The organism is Sinorhizobium glycinis, from assembly GCF_001651865.1.
GTDB lineage: Bacteria > Pseudomonadota > Alphaproteobacteria > Rhizobiales > Rhizobiaceae > Sinorhizobium > Sinorhizobium glycinis.
In genome coordinates this window covers 185,113-203,243 of sequence record NZ_LPUX01000060.1, presented here as the reverse complement: position 1 = coordinate 203,243, position 18,131 = coordinate 185,113, and the positions used below count along the sequence as shown (strand labels likewise).

General features: G+C 64.1%; 14 protein-coding genes and 1 riboswitch. Of the genes, 5 read left to right on the top strand and 9 right to left on the bottom strand.

The genetic code is table 11. The features are described from left to right. Positions 1–251 precede the first annotated feature (251 nt). From AU381_RS14400 to AU381_RS14390, 3 genes are all read right to left on the bottom strand, one after another. Complete coding sequence (locus AU381_RS14400; RefSeq protein WP_064242434.1) at positions 252–2,078, bottom strand: ABC-F family ATP-binding cassette domain-containing protein; 1,827 nt, start codon at positions 2,076–2,078, stop codon at positions 252–254. Positions 2,079–2,082: 4 nt separating this feature from the next. Further along, positions 2,083–2,733: a thiamine diphosphokinase gene (locus AU381_RS14395; RefSeq protein ID WP_064242647.1), complete on the bottom strand. Its 651-nt coding sequence runs from the start codon at positions 2,731–2,733 to the stop codon at positions 2,083–2,085. Positions 2,734–2,821: 88 nt separating this feature from the next. Next, positions 2,822–3,304, bottom strand: coding sequence for a GNAT family N-acetyltransferase (locus AU381_RS14390; RefSeq protein ID WP_064242646.1), 483 nt, complete (start codon positions 3,302–3,304; stop codon positions 2,822–2,824). Positions 3,305–3,460: 156 nt separating this feature from the next. Beyond that, positions 3,461–3,575: riboswitch (TPP riboswitch) on the top strand. Between the two features lie 48 nt (positions 3,576–3,623). Here AU381_RS14390 and thiB point away from each other — a divergent pair. From thiB to ampC, 5 genes are all read left to right on the top strand, one after another. Further along, the gene (gene thiB / locus AU381_RS14385; RefSeq protein ID WP_064242433.1) at positions 3,624–4,652 is read left to right on the top strand and encodes a thiamine ABC transporter substrate binding subunit; all 1,029 of its coding nucleotides are present in this window, start codon (positions 3,624–3,626) and stop codon (positions 4,650–4,652) included. Between the two features lie 31 nt (positions 4,653–4,683). Next, positions 4,684–6,285, top strand: a complete 1,602-nt coding sequence (thiP, locus tag AU381_RS14380; RefSeq protein ID WP_064242432.1) for a thiamine/thiamine pyrophosphate ABC transporter permease ThiP — start codon at positions 4,684–4,686, stop codon at positions 6,283–6,285. Then, positions 6,282–7,004 (top strand): thiamine ABC transporter ATP-binding protein, encoded by a 723-nt coding sequence (locus AU381_RS14375; protein WP_064242431.1) that lies wholly within the window; start codon positions 6,282–6,284, stop codon positions 7,002–7,004. The genes thiP and AU381_RS14375 overlap by 4 nt, the downstream gene beginning before the upstream one ends. A 377-nt stretch (positions 7,005–7,381) precedes the next feature. Next, positions 7,382–8,842: a M48 family metalloprotease gene (locus AU381_RS14370; RefSeq protein WP_483151400.1), complete on the top strand. Its 1,461-nt coding sequence runs from the start codon at positions 7,382–7,384 to the stop codon at positions 8,840–8,842. Positions 8,843–9,001: 159 nt separating this feature from the next. Then, on the top strand, positions 9,002–10,186 hold the full coding sequence (gene ampC, locus AU381_RS14365) for a class C beta-lactamase (RefSeq protein ID WP_064242429.1): 1,185 nt from the start codon (positions 9,002–9,004) through the stop codon (positions 10,184–10,186). A 16-nt stretch (positions 10,187–10,202) separates the two neighbouring features. Here ampC and AU381_RS14360 read toward each other — a convergent pair whose 3' ends face one another. The 6 genes from AU381_RS14360 to phbB all read right to left on the bottom strand — a co-directional run bounded on the left by AU381_RS14360 (position 10,203) and on the right by phbB (position 18,023). Beyond that, positions 10,203–11,069: an RNA polymerase factor sigma-32 gene (locus AU381_RS14360; RefSeq protein ID WP_064242428.1), complete on the bottom strand. Its 867-nt coding sequence runs from the start codon at positions 11,067–11,069 to the stop codon at positions 10,203–10,205. 411 nt (positions 11,070–11,480) lie between these two features. Further along, positions 11,481–12,050 carry a CarD family transcriptional regulator gene (locus AU381_RS14355; protein ID WP_034852776.1) on the bottom strand — a complete coding sequence of 190 codons (570 nt, stop codon included), beginning with the start codon at positions 12,048–12,050 and terminating at the stop codon, positions 11,481–11,483. A 406-nt stretch (positions 12,051–12,456) separates the two neighbouring features. Continuing rightward, the gene (gene fdxA / locus AU381_RS14350; RefSeq protein WP_064242427.1) at positions 12,457–12,795 is read right to left on the bottom strand and encodes a ferredoxin FdxA; all 339 of its coding nucleotides are present in this window, start codon (positions 12,793–12,795) and stop codon (positions 12,457–12,459) included. Positions 12,796–13,218: 423 nt separating this feature from the next. After that, a complete protein-coding gene (locus AU381_RS14345) occupies positions 13,219–13,626 on the bottom strand; it encodes an RNA-binding S4 domain-containing protein (RefSeq protein WP_064242426.1) in 408 nt (135 codons plus the stop codon). 7 nt (positions 13,627–13,633) lie between these two features. Next, complete coding sequence (locus AU381_RS14340; RefSeq protein ID WP_064242645.1) at positions 13,634–16,618, bottom strand: helicase-related protein; 2,985 nt, start codon at positions 16,616–16,618, stop codon at positions 13,634–13,636. A gap of 679 nt (positions 16,619–17,297) precedes the next feature. Further along, a complete protein-coding gene (gene phbB / locus AU381_RS14335; protein WP_064242425.1) occupies positions 17,298–18,023 on the bottom strand; it encodes a beta-ketoacyl-ACP reductase in 726 nt (241 codons plus the stop codon). Positions 18,024–18,131 lie beyond the last annotated feature (108 nt).

The window sequence follows — 18,131 nt, the reverse complement described above, 5'->3', positions numbered from 1 at the left end:
CTGGACCGTTCACAGGGAAATTAATAAGGTTTTCTTATCATATTTACCCGGTCGGTTCAATGCAGGCGCTGCATCATTTCCCCTCCCCAACCCCTCCCCACAAGGGAGGGGCAAGGCGCCCCGTGGCGGTCGGCTCCGTCATTTGGAAGGGTCCGAGCCCGCAAAACCGTCGGAATGGAGCGGGCACGCGCGGCATTCTAAGCCCCTCCCCCTTGTGGGGAGGGGTTGGGGAGGGGCTTTTCTCGGACGCCTCAGCCCTCGAGCTCCTCGCGCAGCATTTCGAGCTCCAGCCACTCCTCCTCCATCCGCGCCAGACCCTCCTTAAGCTTCTCGAGCTCGGCGGCGAGTTTGCCGAAACCGTTGGGGTCCCGGGCAAAGAGTGCCGGATCGTGCATCTTCTCTTCGCGCCTGGCGATCTCGGCTTCCGCCTTGGCGATCTCCTTCGGCAGGTTTTCGAGCGCGAATTTCTGCTTGTAGGAGAGCTTGCCCTTGGCCTTCTGCGGTTCGGCCGCTTCGCCGGGCGCATCGTTCGCTTTTGCCCGCTCGGCCTTTTCAGACTTGCGCCGCTCCTCGATCGCGCCGCGGCGTTGCGCCATCATGTCGGAATAGCCGCCGGCATATTCGATCCAGCGGCCGTCCGGCGCCTCCGGATTGGCCGGCGCGATGGTCGAGGTCACGGTGCGGTCAAGAAAATCGCGGTCGTGGCTGACGAGGATCACCGTTCCGGCAAAGCCGGCGACGATCTCCTGCAAGAGGTCGAGCGTCTCGATGTCGAGATCGTTGGTCGGCTCGTCGAGGATCAGGAGGTTGGTCGAGCGCGCCAGGATGCGGGCGAGGATCAGGCGGGCCCGCTCGCCGCCGGAAAGTTCGCTGATCGGCGTGCGCGCCTGTTCCGGCTGGAAGAGGAATTCCTTCATGTAGCCGGTGACGTGGCGCTGTTCGCCATTGACGAGCAGCGTCTCGCCGCGCCCGTCGGTCAAATAATGCGCCAGCGTCTCGTCGAGGTTCAGGTCCTCGCGCTTCTGGTCGAGCGTGGCCATCTCCAGATTTGTGCCGAGTTTTACTGTCCCCGAATCCGGCCCGAGCTGCCCGGTCAGAAGCTTGAGCAGCGTCGTCTTGCCGGCGCCGTTCGGCCCGACGAGGCCGATCCGGTCACCGCGATGCACGCGGATCGAGAAGGGCGCGACGATCGTCCGCTCGCCATAGGCCTTGGTGATCTTTTCCGCCTCGATGACCAGCTTGCCGGATTCCCTGGCATCGGCGACAGTCGCCTGGATCGTGCCCTGCGGGCCCTTGTGGCCGCGATAGCGGGCCCTCATATCCTGCAACTCGCCGAGGCGGCGCATGTTGCGCTTGCGGCGCGCCGTGACGCCGTAGCGCAGCCAGTGCTCCTCGCGTTCGATCGCCTTGCCGAGCTTGTGCTGTTCGAGCTCCTCCGCCTCCAGCACCTCGTCGCGCCAGGCTTCGAAATGGGCAAAGCCGCGGTCGAGCCGCCGCGACTGGCCGCGGTCGAGCCAAACCGTGGCCGTCGAGACCTTCTCGAGAAAACGCCGGTCGTGCGAGATCAGCACGAGGGCCGAGCGGCTGCGGATGAGCTCGTCTTCCAGCCATTCGATCGTCGGCAGGTCGAGATGGTTGGTCGGCTCGTCGAGAAGCAGGATGTCGGGCTCCGGCGCCAGCACGCGGGCGAGCGCCGCGCGGCGCGCCTCGCCGCCGGAAAGCCGCTTCGGATCCTCCTCACCGGTCAAACCCAGATGCTGCAGCAGGTAGGTGACGCGGTAGTGATCGTCGCCGGGGCCGAGGCCCGCCTCCGCATAGGCCTGCACGGTGTCGTAGCCGTCGAAATCCGGGGCCTGGTGCAGATAGCGGATCGTCACCGAAGGATGCCGGAAGATCTCGCCGGACTGCGGCTCGGCAAGGCCCGCGGCGATCTTCATCAGCGTCGACTTGCCCGAGCCGTTGCGGCCGACGAGGCAGATGCGGTCGCCGGGCTCGACCTGCAGGTTGGCGCCGGCAAGAAGCGGCGTGCCGCCGAAGGTCAGGAAGATGTCGTCAAGCTTCAGGATGGGGGGCGCCAAGGCGTCAGGCTCCGGAAAGATCGTAGGGCCGGGCGAGAACCACCGCCCGGCCGGATTTCAGGGAAAAGCGAACCGGACCTTCGGCAACGTTGGAAATCGTCCGGGAGGAACCGAAAGGCAGCGCGAAGTCGTCGAGCGGATAGCGGGCGTTTTCGATCGACAGGCCAGAAAGGTCGGTGAAGCCGAGGATCGAGAACAGGCTGCCCTTCGGCAGGTCGATCTCACCGACGCCCGGCATCAGCGGATAGGCCTCCTCCTCGCCGGAGGTCATGAAGGCGGCGTGTCCCTCTTGCGCAAGCGCCGCGAGCCGCAAGAGGTGCAAGAAGGCATGGTCGCTGCGGGTGCCGCCGAGCGCCCCGGCAAAGACAAGCGACGTCGCGCCGCGCGCGAGTGCCGCCTCGACGGCAAGTTCGCCGTCGGTGGCGCTCTTGGCGGCCGGATAACGCTCCCGCGGAACATCGGCGTAATCTGCGAACAGCGCCTCATCGGTCGAATCAAAGTCGCCGACCCAGAGCTCGGGCTTCACCCCGAGCGCCTTCGCATGGCGTATGCCGCCGTCGGCCGCGATGAACCGGCTGCCGGAAAGCTGCGCCGCCAGCCGCTCCGTCAAGGTGAGCGCGCCGCCGAGAAGAATGGTGAAGGTCGATCTCGTCATGGCAGAAGCCCATAGCGCAAAGCGGCGCCCGAGGAAAAGGCCAGAAAGCCTTTTCGGCCTGCAATCGCCGCTTGCCAACGCGCCCCGCTCAGGTTCCCGTCGTTCCGTCCGGCGAAAGCATGCCCGCATAGATGCCGGGCGTCGAATCCGGAATCTCCACCGCACCGACGGCGCGGGCATAGAATTCCGCCGGGCCGACGCCGCCGATGATTGCATAGGCATAGCCGGCGGCGCGCATGGCGAACAGGCTTTCGAGAAGCAATGCCTCTCCGATGCCCCGGCCGCGCATCGCTTCGTCGACGCCCGTCGGACCGAAGAAGCCGAGCGCCGTGACGTCATGGCAGGCAAAGCCGGCAAGTTCCCCCTTGCATAGCGCAATATGGATCCGCGTTGGCGTCGAGGAGAAGGCCGCTTCCGCCTCGCCAGCCCAGAGCGCACCGAACCGTTCCTCGATCCAGGCGACGACGGTCCTGCGTTCGGCCGCGAGGGCTCGGCGAATGGTGACCTCGGTACCGAGCCGGGAGGCGCGGCCTTCCGGCAAGGCATAGAGGCGAACGAGCATATCCGGCATGAAATGGCCTCGCTTGGCGAACAAAACCCGCCGCCGTTGTTTGTAATCCAGAGCTTTCCGGCTTCCGGGAACTCTTGACTAGCGCAGGCGGCGCCTGGGGCCAATGCTTCGGCCGAAACTCCGCTTGCCTTGGTTGTCGTCGGAAGCTAAATCTTGGCTGCTCTAACGGGGTGCCTGAGGCCGGTTTCGGTCCGACGGCTGAGAGGCTTCGAGCCAACCCGCGGAACCTGATCCGGCTTGTACCGGCGGAGGGATTAGAAGCGATCGGACCGATACGCGCTTTTCCCGTGCAACATCAACAACAGGGAGAGGTGCCCAGATGTCCAGTTCACTCCATCGCAAGATCCTTAGCCGGCTCGCCATCGCAACGCTGGCTGCAGCCGCATTCTCAGCGAGCGCCGTGGCTGCCGAAAAGACGCTGACGGTCTACACTTATGAAAGCTTCATTACCGAATGGGGTCCGGGCGCCAAGGTCGCCGAAGCCTTCGAAAAGACCTGCGACTGCAAGCTGAATTATGTCGGCGTGGCCGACGGCGTCGAGTTGCTGACGCGTCTCAAGCTCGAGGGCGAGGGATCGAAGGCCGACATCGTTCTCGGCCTCGATACCAACCTCGTCGCAGAGGCCAAGGCCACCGGCTATTTTGCTCCGCATGGCGTCGACACCAAGGACGTGAAGGTTCCCGGCGGCTTTTCCGACGACACCTTCATTCCCTATGACTACGGCCATTTCGCCGTGATCTACGACACCGAGACGCTGAAGAACCCGCCGAAGAGCCTCAAGGACCTGGTCGAAGGCGATCCGGCGCAGAAGATCGTCATCGAGGATCCGCGCACCTCGACGCCCGGTCTCGGCCTGCTTCTCTGGGTGAAATCGGTGTATGGCGACAAGGCCGGCGAGGCCTGGGTCAAGCTCAAGGATCGCGTGCTGACGGTAACGCCCGGCTGGTCCGAAGCCTATGGCCTGTTCACCAAGGGGGAGGCGCCGATGGTGCTCTCCTATACCACCTCGCCCGCCTACCACATGGTTTCGGAAAACACCGACCGTTATCAGGCAGCACCTTTCGCCGAAGGTCACTACATTCAGATCGAAGTGGCCGGCCTGACGAAGAACACGAAGGAGCCGGAACTCGCCCGCAAGTTCCTCGCCTTCATGACCGGCCCGGAATTCCAGTCGATCATTCCGACCACCAACTGGATGATGCCGGTCGGCGCCACCATGGAGCCGCTGCCGGAGGCCTTCGGCAAGCTCGTCACTCCGGAAAAGACCTTCCTCATGCCTTCCGAAGAGGTTGCCGCCAACCGCAAGGCCTGGATCGATGAATGGCTTGCTGCGATGAGCAAGAACTGAGGCGGGCTTGTTTGGCGCCAGCGAAAACAGGATGACGATCGCCGCCGCGGCCTTCTGCCTCGGCGGCATCCTGCTTTTCGTCGGCCTGGCGGGCGCCGCGCTGCTCGCGCAGTCCGGTGAAAGCGGCGCCAACGGCCTGTTCGACGCCTATATCTGGCGCGTTACCCGCTTCACGCTGCTGCAGGCAGGCCTCTCGACGGGCCTGTCGATCCTCTTCGCCATACCCGTCTCGCGCGCTCTGGCACGCCAAGCGGCTTTCCCCGGCCGGATCTGGCTGCTGCGGCTGATGGCCTTGCCGCTCGGCCTGCCGGCTCTCGTTGCTGCGCTCGGCCTCATCGAGATCTGGGGCCGGCAAGGCTTCTTGAACAAAGGACTCACGGCATTGGGCCTGCAGCAGCCGATCAGCGTCTACGGCCTGTTCGGCATCCTCCTTGCCCACGTCTTCTTCAATATGCCGCTTGCGGCGCGGCTCATGCTTGCCGGGCTCGAGCGCATTCCCGGCGAATACTGGCGCACCGCCGCCAATCTCGGCATGGGCTCACTTGCCATCTTCCGCTTCGTCGAATGGCCGGCGATCCGGGGACTGCTGCCAGGCATTGCCGGCCTCGTCTTCATGCTCTGCGCCACCAGCTTCACGCTGGTGCTGACGCTTGGCGGCGGCCCGGCTGCAAGCACGATCGAGGTGGCCATCTACCAGGCCCTGCGCTTCGATTTCGATCCGCCGCGGGCGATCGCCCTTTCCGCCCTGCAGGTCGTGCTGACGGCCACGCTGCTTCTCGTTTTGAAGTTTCTCGCCCCGTCCCCCGAGGAAGGCGAGACGAGCGGCCGGGTGATCCGACGTTTCGATGGCCTGAGTAGGCTTTCGCGGTTCGCCGACGGGACTTGGCTGGCAGTCGCCCTCGTCTTCGTCGGCCTGCCCTTCATCGCCATTGCAACGTCGGGATTGCAGGCGGATCTGCGCCGCCTCGTCGGGGAACCGGCGTTCCATCGGGCACTTGCCACCAGCGCCGCCATTGCCCTTCCCTCGGCCGCCATTTCCGTGGCCATGGCCGCGCTGATGATCCGCGCACAACGGCTGGTCCTGGCCCGGCGGCACCGTGGAATGCCGGCCCGCCTGTTTGCCGGCACGGTCGGTGCCAGCACCTCCTTGATCTTGCTCGTCCCGCCCGTCGTGCTCGGTGCCGGCTGGTTCCTGCTCGTCCGGCCGCTCGGCGATGTCGCCCGCTTTGCCCCCTTTGTCGTCGTCGCCATCAATGCGCTGATGGCGCTGCCTTTCGTCCACCGCGTCCTCGCCCCGGCCATGGCGACCCATGCCGCCCGCACCGAGCGCCTCGCCGCCAGCCTGGGCATTGCTGGTCTCCATCGCTTGCGATGGATCGACTGGCCGTCGCTGCGCAAGCCTCTGCTGATGGCCCTCTCCTTTGCGCTGGCGCTGTCGCTCGGCGATCTCGGCGCGGTCGCCCTCTTCGGTTCGCAGGATCTCGCGACGCTGCCCTGGCTGCTCTATAGCCGCATGGGCAGCTACCGCACCGCCGACGCGGCCGGGCTTGCCCTGCTGCTGGGGCTCATCTGCCTCGTCCTGACGATGCTCGGCACGGCGGGAGAGAAGCCGCCGGAAGGACGAAGCGCATGACTTCGCTCGCCCTGTCGCTCAAGGACGTCAAGCTGCGCTTCGAGACGACCGCGCTGGCATTCGATTGCGCTGTTCCGGCCGGGCAGATCGTCGCCGTTGTCGGCGCCTCGGGCTCGGGAAAATCGACGCTTTTCAACGTGGTCGCCGGCTTCGAGACGCCGGAGGCGGGCGAAGTGCTGATCTTCGGCGAAGACATGGCCGGGCGCATGCCGGCCGAGCGGCCCGTATCCGTGATTTTCCAGGAAAACAATCTTTTCGCTCATCTCGATGTCGCGACGAATGTCGGCTTCGGAATCAGTCCCTCGCTCAGCCTCGACGCGTCCGACCGCGGCAGGATCGACGAGGCGCTGGCGCGGGTCGGGCTCGCCGGTTTCGGCAAGAGACTGCCGCCGACGCTTTCCGGCGGCGAGCGCCAGCGGGTGGCGGTTGCCCGCGCGCTGGTGCGGCACCGGCCGCTGTTGCTGCTCGACGAGCCCTTCGCGGCGCTCGACCCCGGCATGCGCGCCGAGATGCGCGACCTCATCGTCGATCTCCATGGCGAGGAAGGCAATACCATCCTGATGATCACGCATCATCCCGATGACGTGAAGGACCTCGCCGACGGCGTGCTTTTCCTCGATCAGGGGCGTATCGTCGCCCATGACGCCCTGGATCGATTTCTCGCCCGGCGCGATCTCGCGGCGATCAACCGGTTTCTTGGAAACGACGAGATCCGGTGAGACGAATGAGCGTCCTTCGATCTTGTCATCTCAATCGATCCGGGCACCGCGGCAGTATTTTTGGACAATGCGCGGTTCGCCACAATTTGACCGCCGCGTTGTGCGACGCGCGGAACGTCCGGCGGGATGTGCGCGTTACTCGCGCATCCGTTGCCGTGATACCACGGGGCAACAATTTCTACCGGGATCAGCTAGGCAGGCGGCGCTTAAATCGATACAGCAGAGTTGAGGCTGAAAAAACCGGTGTCGGCGCCCTTATGCGGCTGAAAAAGTAGGATTTTTCGACGCTGGCGCAGAGCGGATCGGCGGATGGAACGGGCTGAGGAATGACGAGGCAGACAGTCACAAAAGGCTGGTTTCCGACGCGGCACGGCGGCATGGCGCTGCGCGCTTTGGTTGCGCTGTCGTCGTTCGGCCTTCTTTCCGCCTGCCAGTCGATCATCGAGCAGACCTACGAGCCCGCCGTCTCCCCCTCCTCCAACCCGCAGATCGTCGAGGAGGTGCAGAAGAACGATCCGCGCGCCCAGCTCGGCGCGCGCGAGCATCCGCGCATCGTCGCGAGCTACGGCGGCGAATACAAGGACGCCAGGACGGAACGGCTCGTCGCCCGCATCACCGGCGCGCTGACCGCGGTTTCGGAAAACCCGCAGCAGTCCTACCGCATCACCATCCTCAATTCCCCGGCAATCAATGCCTTTGCGCTGCCCGGCGGCTACCTCTATGTCACGCGCGGCCTGCTGGCGCTTGCCAACGATGCCTCGGAAGTGGCCGCCGTGCTTTCGCATGAAATGGCGCATGTCACCGCCAATCACGGCATCCAGCGTCAGCAGCGCGAGGAGGCCGAGGTGATCGCCAGCCGCGTCGTCTCCGAAGTGCTGTCCTCCAACCTTGCCGGCAAGCAGGCGCTCGCCCGCGGCAAGCTGCGGCTTGCGGCCTTCTCGCGCAACCAGGAACTGCAGGCCGACGTAATCGGGGTCCGGATGCTCGGCGAAGCCGGCTACGATGCCTACGCCGCCGCGCGCTTCCTGGACTCGATGGCCGCTTTCAGCCGCTTCAGCGCGGTCGATCCCGAAGCCGACCAGAGCCTCGACTTCCTGTCGAGCCACCCGAACGCGCCGCAGCGCGTCGAACTCGCGCGCCGGCATGCCCGCGCCTTCGGCCCCGAAGGAACGAGCGGCGACCGCGGCCGTGATTATTATCTCGCCGGCATCGACGGGCTGCTCTATGGCGACAGCCCCGAGGAAGGCTATGTCCGCGGGCAGACCTTCCTGCACGGCCAGCTCGGCATACGCTTCGACGTCCCTCAAGGCTTCCAGATCGACAACAAGGCCGAAGCCGTGCTTGCCACCGGACCGGGCGAAGTCGCCATCCGCTTCGACGGTATTGCCGACACTGCCCGCCGAAATCTGACAGACTACATCGCAAGCGGCTGGGTGACCGGCCTGCAGCCCGACACGATCCGCCCCATTGCCATCAACGGCCTCGAAGCCGCGACAGCGCGGGCCTCCGCCGACCGCTGGGATTTCGATGTGACCGTCATCCGCATCGGAGACCGCATTTACCGCTTCCTGACCGCGGTTCCCAAGGGATCGACCGCGCTCGAAGCGACGGCGAGCCAGCTGCGCAGTTCCTTCCGGCGCATGTCGCCGAACGAAGTTCAATCCTTGAGGCCGCTGCGGGTCAGGGTGGTCACGGTGCGGCCGGGCGACACGATCTCCACATTGGCGGCGCGAATGATGGGAACGGACCGGAAGCTCGACCTTTTCCGGCTCATCAACGCCATGCAGGTCACCTCGACCGTCAGGCCCGGCGACAAGGTGAAGATCATCTCCGAATAGGTGATCGCCTCCCCCCGGCCGGTGCTCTTTCCTCGTCTTCCATGCAACGCGCCTCCCGCCGTAGCAACTTTGAATTGCTGCCTGTTTTGTCCTTAATTCGGCTACGATTTACGGAAACATGCGGTAGCTACTCACGGTCATTCGACGGGATAGAACAGCATGAAAAACAAGCACTTTCAGACGCTTGCAGTCGTTGCGGGCCTTTCTCTTTTCAGCGGTGCATGCACCCAGGCGATTGCCGGCGACGACGGAGAAAGCATTGGGCGCGTCGTTGACGAGGCGGTCCGCCCGGTGATGAAGGAATACGACATTCCTGGAATGGCTGTCGCAGTAACTGTCGAGGGGAGACGATACGTCTTCAATTACGGCATCGCTTCGAAAGAAACCGGCCGGAAAGTCGGCGACGAGACGCTTTTCGAGATCGGCTCCATCAGCAAGACCTTTACGGCGACTCTCGCCGCCTACGGCGAAGCGCGGGGGAACCTGTCCCTCTCTGATAGGGCCAGCAAGCACCTGCCGGCGCTCGCCGGAAGCCGCTTCGAGGAGATCAGCCTTCTCGACCTCGCCACCTATTCGGCCGGCGGCCTGCCTCTGCAGTTCCCGGCCTCGGTCACGAACCAGAAAGAGATGATCGCCTATTTCAAAGGCTGGCGGCCGGACTACGCTCCCGGCACTCACAGGCTCTATTCAAACCCCAGCATCGGCCTGTTCGGCTACCTTGCCGCCAAAGGCATGGGAGAGCCCTTCGACGCTCTCATGGAAAAGACGCTCTTTCCGGCCCTCGGCCTGACCGAGACCCATATCAGCGTGCCGGAAGATCGGATGGACGACTACGCCCATGGCTATTCGAAAGCCGGCAAGCCGGTCCGGGTGAATCCCGGCGTGCTCGATTCGGAAGCCTATGGCGTCAAGACGACGGCCGCCGATCTGATCCGTTTCGTCGAGGCAAATATGGGCGGCGCGGCGCTCGATGAGGCGCCCCGGCAGGCGATCGCCGCAACGCACATCGGTTACTTCAGTGTCGGTGACATGACACAAGGGCTTGGATGGGAGATGTATGCCCATCCGGTTGCTCTTGACCAGTTGCTGGCGGGAAATTCGCCCGAGGTCAGCTTCAAGCCCAACAAGGTCACGAGGCACGATCCGCCGCTGGCGCCTCGGGAGAACGTACTGATCAACAAGACGGGCTCGACGAGCGGATTTGGCGCCTATGCCGCCTTTGTTCCCGCCGAACGGATTGGCGTCGTCATCCTAGCCAACAGGGCCTATCCCATTCCGGCACGGGTGAAGGCCGCCTATCGAATTTTGACGACGCTTGAGGACGCAGGAACGAGCGCCCAATAACGGCCTCAGCCGGCGATCAGTGCATGGCGGCGGTCAGTGCCGGCGCCTTTGCAGCCAGCGCCGCCCTCAGCTTTTCCAGTGCTCGGGTTTCGATCTGCCGAACGCGCTCCTTGGAGATGCCCAGCGCGAGGCCGAGCTCCTCCAGGGTGGCCCCGTCCTCCGACAGGCGGCGCGCGCGGATGATCTTCATCTCGCGCTCGGTAAGCTGCGTCAGGGCGGTCTGCAGCCAGCGGCGGGCCCGCTCGCCGTCGATCATGTCGCTCACCTGCTCGTCTGGAAGTGGCGCATCGCTCGGAAGGAAATCGAGCCTCGCACCGCCATCGGCTTCGCCGTGCCCGACCGGCGCCTGCAGCGACGCGTCGTTGCCGGAGAGACGGGCATCCATGGTCTGCACATCGGCGAGGCTGACGCCCAGGGCGGCGGCGATCTCCTCATGCATCGCCAGCGATGTAAGTTGCCGGTCGCCCTGGGCGAGGCGCGCCCGCAACCGGCGCAAGTTGAAGAACAGCGCCTTCTGTGCCGAGCTGGTGCCGCCCCTGACGATCGACCAGTTGCGCAGCACGAAATCCTGCATCGATGCGCGGATCCACCAGGTGGCGTAGGTCGAGAAGCGGACCTCACGGCTCGGCTCGAAGCGTGCCGCCGCTTCCAGCAGCCCGATATGCCCCTCCTGGACCAGATCGCCCATCGGCAGGCCGAAGCTGCGGAACTTGGCCGCCATCGCGATCACCAGCCGCATATGCGACATGGCGATCTTGTTGCGGGCTTCCTGGTCGTGGTCGTTCCGCCAGGCCTCAGCCAGCGCATGCTCCTCGTCGCGCTCGAGATAGGGGGCATCCATTGCAATCTTGATCAAACGCCTGTCTGCTGTGAGGGTCTTCATCGATTGCTCCCTGGCTGGCGCCGAACGCCAACATTGTTGATCTAGAAGAGCCGAACGCCCGTCGCGGCGGTCGGTTGAAAGGCGGCCGGCGCTGCTTGACGAATTCAGGCAGTGCCCTAAATCGAAGAATACGAACCTGAGACGGATCGCGCGGGACGCAGGCGCAGGCCGGTCCCGTGAACGAGAAACGTGCGCAGGGTCGAAAAAGTTCCCACGTGTGATGACGATTTTAGATTGCAGGGATGCCTACCCTGCACCCGTCGCCCGGAGCTGGCGGCGACGAAACTCATGTGCGCGAGACACTCGAGCAAAGAAAAAGGCCCGGCCGAGCAAAGAAAAAGGCCCGGCGCTGCGGCCGGGCCTTGATCCAATTTGCTGAATTCTGGTCGAAGCGTTCGCCGCCGCTGCCGGTTAGGCGGCCTCGTCCTGCGTATCGTCTTCTTCGATGGCCTTGCCGCGCTTCGGCCCCTTGTTCAGATTGGCTTCGACGAGGCGCACGGCTTCCGTTTCCGACATCTTGTTCACGGCAGCGATTTCGCGCGCCATGCGGTCGAGAGCGGCTTCATAGAGCTGGCGCTCGGAATAGGACTGTTCCGGCTGATTTTCCGCGCGATAGAGATCGCGCACCACTTCCGCGATGGAAATGAGATCACCGGAATTGATCTTTGCATCGTATTCCTGGGCGCGACGCGACCACATTGTCCGCTTCACGCGTGCCTTGCCCTGCACAACCTTCAATGCGCGGTCGACGAAATCGGTTTCGGACAGCTTGCGCATGCCGATGCTGACGGCCTTGGCCACCGGAACCTTGAGACGCATCTTGTCCTTCTCGAAATCGATGACAAAAAGCTCGAGCTTCATGCCGGCGACTTCCTGCTCCTCAATCGCCACGATCTGACCAACGCCATGAGCCGGATAAACGATCGATTCACCGGTCTTGAAGCCTTGGCGCGTTGAAGATTTTTTCTGCTGGGTCGTCATTCGTTTCAAACACTCCCTAGTGCGCACCGGCCTCAATCGGCCGGGCCGGGTCGTGAGGCCCGGATAGACGGGGATACCGCCGGGTGGGGTCAATCCTGGTCCGTCCAACGAAACGCAAACGGCTTCTGGCGTCGCAGTCACAAGCAACGGAACGTTGCATATCTTGAAAGTGCCGCGCCGTGAAAATCGATTTGCTTTCGTGCTGGTTTTCGGGCGCGCAAAGGCACCCTTCTGTGGATCAGTGCGTGGAACCTATCACAAAAAAGAGCGGAAATCAATAATTTGCTGCATGGCAACGTTCAAGTCACCATGCTCGCACCTGCGAGGCGGCGGCGGGATTTCCCCAGATTTCCGGCATCGCCCTTATCAGTCCTGCGTCAGCCGCGACGAACCGGGCGGCCGCGTTTCAGTCGCCCTGTCCGGGCTTCTCGGAGAAATACTGCTCGAATTTCCCTTCGACGCCGTCCATCTCCTTGGCCTCCGGGAGCGGGTCCCGCTTGACGGTGATGTTGGGCCACTGGGTGGCGAAATCAGCGTTCAATTTCAACCACATATCAAGGCCCGGCTCGGTGTCCGGCTTGATCGCCCCGGCAGGACATTCCGGTTCGCACACGCCGCAATCGATGCACTCGTCCGGATGGATGACGAGAAAGTTCTCGCCCTCATAGAAGCAATCCACCGGGCAGACTTCCACACAGTCCGTGTACTTGCAGCGAATGCAATTGTCGGTCACGACATACGTCATGAAGTACTCCAGCCAATGCTCACATCTGGCGGCAGACGGTGATGCTCGATCGTCCGTGCATGCTAGGAATGTTCGTCGCGCATAGCTGCCGAAGCAAACCCCAAATGCCACCTCCTGCATGGTTCCTTAAATCGCTGCCGATTGAAGGATAAAGCCATGCAGCAGTTCAAATTCCTGCAGCGACCTTTGTGTGCCCGTTCAGGCGCATGGCGCTGCAATATGGCTTGTGACGTAACGGCTTTGGGCGGCCTTTGCAAGAATAATCCACGCGCGTTTTGCCGCGAAAAGGGCAGAGTTTTGCAGCATCGCCGCGGGATCGGATCGAAGCATCCAAACTTGGTGGGCGGCCCCGTCCTGACGCAGCCGCCGGCGCCGGCGACGGCATCCTGAAGCTCGCGATGGTCACGCAGATCGCGCGAGGCTCTAATCGTCATCGTCGAAGTCGGGCTTGAGCCGGTCGGTCACGCGCCGCTCCCGCTTCGTCGGCCGGCCGGCGCCGCGCTCGCGCGTCGCCTGTTCGAAAGGCGTGCGGCGCCCGGGCGGCAACTCCGGCGTCAGATCTTCATAAAGCAGCCGCGCCTCTTCATAGGGACCCCTCCGCGTTCCCGGCAACAGGACCCGCACGACGAGGTCGCGGCGTTCGAGCGAAAGCTCCAGCGTGTCGCCCGCCTTGACCTGCGCCGACGACTGCGTCGTCCGTGCGCCGTTGACCGCCACGTGGCCGGCCTCGATCGCCTTCTGGGCGAGCGAGCGCGACTTGATCAGCCGGGCGAAGAACAGCCACTTGTCGAGCCGCTGGCGTGCGGGCGAGGAGGGTGGCTGTTTCTCCATGGTCCGCCTACTTCTTCAGTTGCTCCTTGAGCGCGGCGAGCTTCGCGAAGGGCGAGTCCGGATCGATCGGCTTCTCCTTGCGCGGCGGGCGGTTCTCGAACTTCGCGCCCCGGTCGTGGCGCTCGTGACGCTCCTGGCGCTCCTTGCGCTGACCGCCGGGCTTGCCTTCCTGAGGCTTGGCGCGGCCGGGTGCAGCACCCTTGCGGCCGCCTTCCCTCGCTTCGGCCTGGCCGTGGCGCTCTCCGTGACGCTGGCCGCCGCGGCGCTGATCGCCCTGATGTCGGCCGACCCGCTGGTTGTCCTGGCGTGTACCGGGACGCCACAGGAGCACCGGCTTCGGCTCGGCCGGCTCCGTCGGCTCTGCCGGAGCGGAAGCCTCCTCGCCGCTCGCCTCTGCCGGGGCGGCTTCCGTCGAAGCGGCTTCTGCCGGCGGCGCATCCACGTCGGAAGACTCCGCCGCAGCATCCGCATCCGCCTCGACGGGTTCGCCAGACGCTTCCGGCGTCGCGCTCGCCTCTGCCGGCGTGCCGTCCTGCTTCGCGAGGTAGGCTGCCGCCTCCTCCGCGGTCACGCTGTCGGCGCGATAGCCGAGGCCCTTGAGGATCTCCTCCATATCGTCGGGCGTCGCGCCGAGGATCGACAGCATCGAGGTCGTCGCCGTGAAGCGACGGCCGTCATAGGCCCCGTCGGGCCGCGGCGTCGTGCCCGGCTTCCATTGCAGGAGCGGGCGGATGAGGTCCGCGAGACGCTCGAGAATGTCGATCCGCACCGCGCGCTTGCCGAGGTAGCGGAAACCGGCGAGCTTGTAGAATGTCCGCTCGAAGGACGGATCGGTGACGACCGAGGTCCGGCCGGCGGCAAGCATCGGGATGAGCTCGCCGGAGCCTGGCTTGTCCAGACCGTCGTTCTTCAGCGCCCAGAGAAGCGTGATCAGCTCCGCCGGCGCCGGCTTCAAGAGGGCCGGAAGGAAGATGTGGTAGGCGCCGAAGCGAACACCATATTTGCGGATCGACGCCCGGCTTTCCTGGTCGAGCGACTTCACCTCCTCGGCGACGTCGCGGCGGAAGAGCACGCCGAGGTTTTCGACGAGCTGGAAGGCCAGGCCCTTCGCCAGTCCCTCGAGATCCTCCGCGCGCGAAATATCGTCGAGCGGCTTCAGCACCGTTGAGATGTGATGGTTCACGAAGCGCTCGATCCGCGCCACGACATGATCGCGGGCATTCGCCTGCAGCTGCTCGTCGGCAAGCAGGATGACGCGGGGCCGCATGACATGGTCGCTCGCCGCAAGCCGCGCCACAGGATCGCCGAGCCAGCGCACGAGACCGTCGGACGAAAGCGCCAGGTCGTTGTTGCCGGCCGCATGCAGTCGGGCGGCGCGCGCCTCGAATTCCAGCGCAAGCGCCTTATGGGCGGCGCCCTGCACGGCCTTCGCGTCCGTTCCCTCGCTGCCGGCGGCGAGCGTGAACCGGAAACCGGTTAGCTGACCCACGTGGTGCCCTTCGACGAAGACATCACCATTCACACTGATTTCTGCTTCCAGCATCGCATTCTCTCTCAGGCGCTTCATGAGCACAGATGTCCTGCGGTCAACAAAGCGTTTCGTCAACCTTTCATGTAACGCGTCGGACAATCGATCTTCGATTTCCCGCGTCTTTTCTTGCCAGTGTGTCGGATCGGCAAGCCACCCGGGCCGGTTGGACACATAGGTCCAGGTCCTGATCTGCGCAATTCGCGCCGAAAGTGTGTCAATCTCGCCATCGGTGTGGTCGGCGCGCCGGACCTGCTCGGCCATGAAGTCCTCGTTGACCGTGCCATGGCGAACGAGATCGGCATAGATGCTCGAGATCAGGTCGGCGTGCTGAGCCGGCGCGATGCGGCGGTAGTCGGGAAGCGCACAGGCTTCCCATAGCTTCTCGACGCGTTCCGACGTCGCGGCGACATCGATGACTTCCGGATAGCGCGCCAGATGCTCCAGCGCCTGCTGGTCGACGGCCGGAAGGGCGCGCGTCAGCCCGGACACGGCCGGTGCCGCCTCGAGGCTGTGCTTCAGCGCCTTCAGCGAGGAATAGTCGAAGGCCTTGGAACGCCATTGCAGCACCCGGACCGGTTCGAACTCATGCGACTCGATCCGGTGGACCAGCTCGTCCTCGAAGGGGTCGACCCTGCCCGTCACACCGAATGTACCGTCGCGGATATGCCGGCCGGCGCGCCCGGCGACCTGCGCAAGCTCCGCCGGATTGAGGTTGCGGTACTGGTAGCCGTCGAACTTGCGGTCCTGGGCGAAGGCGACGTGATCGACGTCGAGGTTGAGCCCCATGCCGATCGCGTCGGTCGCCACCAGATAGTCGACGTCGCCTTCCTGATAGAGCGCCACCTGGGCATTGCGGGTGCGCGGCGAGAGAGCGCCGAGCACGACCGCAGCACCGCCGCGTTGCCGCCGGATGAGTTCGGCGATGGCATAGACCTCGTCGGCCGAAAAGGCGACGATCGCCGAGCGATGCGGCAGCCGGGTGATCTTTTTCGAGCCGGCATAGAGAAGCTGCGACATGCGCGGCCGTTCGACCACCGTGATGCCGGGCAGCAGGTGCTCGAGGATCGGCCGCATGGTCGCGGCACCAAGAAGCAGAGTCTCTCCCCGGCCGCGCAGGTGCAGGAGCCTGTCGGTGAAGATGTGGCCGCGCTCGAGATCGCCCGCGAGCTGCACCTCGTCGATCGCCACGAAGGACGCCGTCGTCTCGCGCGGCATCGCTTCCACCGTACAGACCGAGTAGCGGGCGCGATGCGGCGTGATCTTCTCCTCACCGGTGATCAGCGCGACATTGTGGTGCCCGACCTTCTCGACCAGACGCGTATAGACCTCGCGGGCAAGCAATCTCAGCGGCAGCCCGATGACGCCGCTGTCATGCGCGACCATGCGCTCGATGGCGTAATGCGTCTTGCCGGTGTTGGTGGGTCCGAGCACCGCGGTCACGCCGCGGCCGCTCAGGATCATGGATTGGAAGGACAAGGTCATCGATCCCGGGCAGTCTCAAAGAGACGGGATGCTCACGCACCCCGGCGGGCAACAGATGCCCATGCGGCGGCCTGAGCGCAAGGGGGCGCGCGCAATTAAAAGCACCAGGCGGCTGCGAGCCATATCTTGGGGCTCACTTCGCCGGCAAATATTGACATTTGGAACAGCGGTGGAACGAATCGGCGACGAATCGCTGACTCCAATCCATTCACTGTATGTTCACGACTAAATATAGGGATCCTCAGGATGATTCGCACCATATGCTGAATCTTACAATGTCTCTCGCATCGCAGCACGAACGAGGACGTGTATGCGCCCTGCCAACGGCGGAATCGGCTACAAGGATTCCGAATCCAAGAGTCTGGAAAGACTGGGAAATTTTCACCAAGATTCGTACGGAAAATCGAGAGGAAAGGAATAGAAATCGTCGCCTCGCTTTCCAATACGTCGAGCCTGAGTCCCTGAAAAGGCAACGGTGGTGTAGCGCTTCCCGCTTTGTTCACCACAAGATATAGATGCTAGCCAACCCAGCGACGGTGGAGTCAGATCAGGTCTACGACGGAATACCTGCTCGAACTTGCCGCCGACCAGGCGTCGGTCAAAGCCCGTTGGAGGGCGGCTAATGAACGAAACGTCCTCATCCGCCCTCCCTCTTTGATCAGGCGAAATACTGCCCGCCATTTGCCGATATCGTCGAGCCGGTGATGAAGCCGGATTCGTCCGACGCCAGGAACACGACGCAGCGGGCGATCTCGTCCGGCTCGCCGAGGCGGCCGACCGGGATCTGCGGGATGATCCTTTCGTTCAGCACCTTTTCCGGCACCGCACGTACCATCTCCGTGCCGATATAGCCGGGGCATATCGCATTGACGGTGACGCCCTTTGCCGCCCCTTCCTGCGCCAGCGCCTTGGTGAAGCCGAGATCGCCGGCCTTGGCGGCGGAATAGTTCGCCTGGCCCATCTGCCCCTTCTGGCCGTTGATCGACGAGATGTTGATGACGCGGCCGAAGCCGCGGTCGCGCATGCCCGACCAGACCGGATGGGTCATGTTGAAGAGGCCGGTGAGATTGGTGTTGATGACCTCTCCCCACTGTTCCGGCGTCATTTTGTGGAACATCGCATCGCGGGTGATGCCGGCATTGTTGACGAGGATGTCGACCGGCCCGAGATCCGCCTCCACCTTGCCGATGCCGTCGACGCAGGCCTGGTAGCTGGAGACATCCCACTTGTAGACCGGGATGCCGGTTTCCTGCTTGAAGGCCTGGGCCTTTTCGTCATTGCCGGCATAATTCGCGGCCACCTTGTAGCCGGCCGCTTTCAGCGCGACGGAAATTGCAGCGCCGATACCGCGGGACCCACCCGTAACCAATGCTACCCTGCTCATGTTCGCCTCCCACCTGGGTTAATTTGAATTTGCGAAAGCTATCCTTCCGCGGCCCGAGTTCCGGGCCGCGCGCTCGATCGACAGGGCGGGTGCCCTTGCATGCCGCTG

Coding starts and splice junctions, on each gene's coding strand:
- ampC (WP_064242429.1), top strand. CDS start 9,002: ATGAAAAACAAGCACTTTCAGACGCTTGCAGTCGTTGCGGGCCTTTCT.
- AU381_RS14340 (WP_064242645.1), bottom strand. CDS start 16,618: ATGATCCTGAGCGGCCGCGGCGTGACCGCGGTGCTCGGACCCACCAAC.
- AU381_RS14355 (WP_034852776.1), bottom strand. CDS start 12,050: ATGACGACCCAGCAGAAAAAATCTTCAACGCGCCAAGGCTTCAAGACC.
- thiP (WP_064242432.1), top strand. CDS start 4,684: ATGACGATCGCCGCCGCGGCCTTCTGCCTCGGCGGCATCCTGCTTTTC.
- phbB (WP_064242425.1), bottom strand. CDS start 18,023: ATGAGCAGGGTAGCATTGGTTACGGGTGGGTCCCGCGGTATCGGCGCT.
- AU381_RS14390 (WP_064242646.1), bottom strand. CDS start 3,304: ATGCCGGATATGCTCGTTCGCCTCTATGCCTTGCCGGAAGGCCGCGCC.
- fdxA (WP_064242427.1), bottom strand. CDS start 12,795: ATGACGTATGTCGTGACCGACAATTGCATTCGCTGCAAGTACACGGAC.
- thiB (WP_064242433.1), top strand. CDS start 3,624: ATGTCCAGTTCACTCCATCGCAAGATCCTTAGCCGGCTCGCCATCGCA.
- AU381_RS14360 (WP_064242428.1), bottom strand. CDS start 11,069: ATGAAGACCCTCACAGCAGACAGGCGTTTGATCAAGATTGCAATGGAT.
- AU381_RS14370 (WP_483151400.1), top strand. CDS start 7,382: ATGGCGCTGCGCGCTTTGGTTGCGCTGTCGTCGTTCGGCCTTCTTTCC.
- AU381_RS14375 (WP_064242431.1), top strand. CDS start 6,282: ATGACTTCGCTCGCCCTGTCGCTCAAGGACGTCAAGCTGCGCTTCGAG.
- AU381_RS14345 (WP_064242426.1), bottom strand. CDS start 13,626: ATGGAGAAACAGCCACCCTCCTCGCCCGCACGCCAGCGGCTCGACAAG.
- AU381_RS14395 (WP_064242647.1), bottom strand. CDS start 2,733: ATGACGAGATCGACCTTCACCATTCTTCTCGGCGGCGCGCTCACCTTG.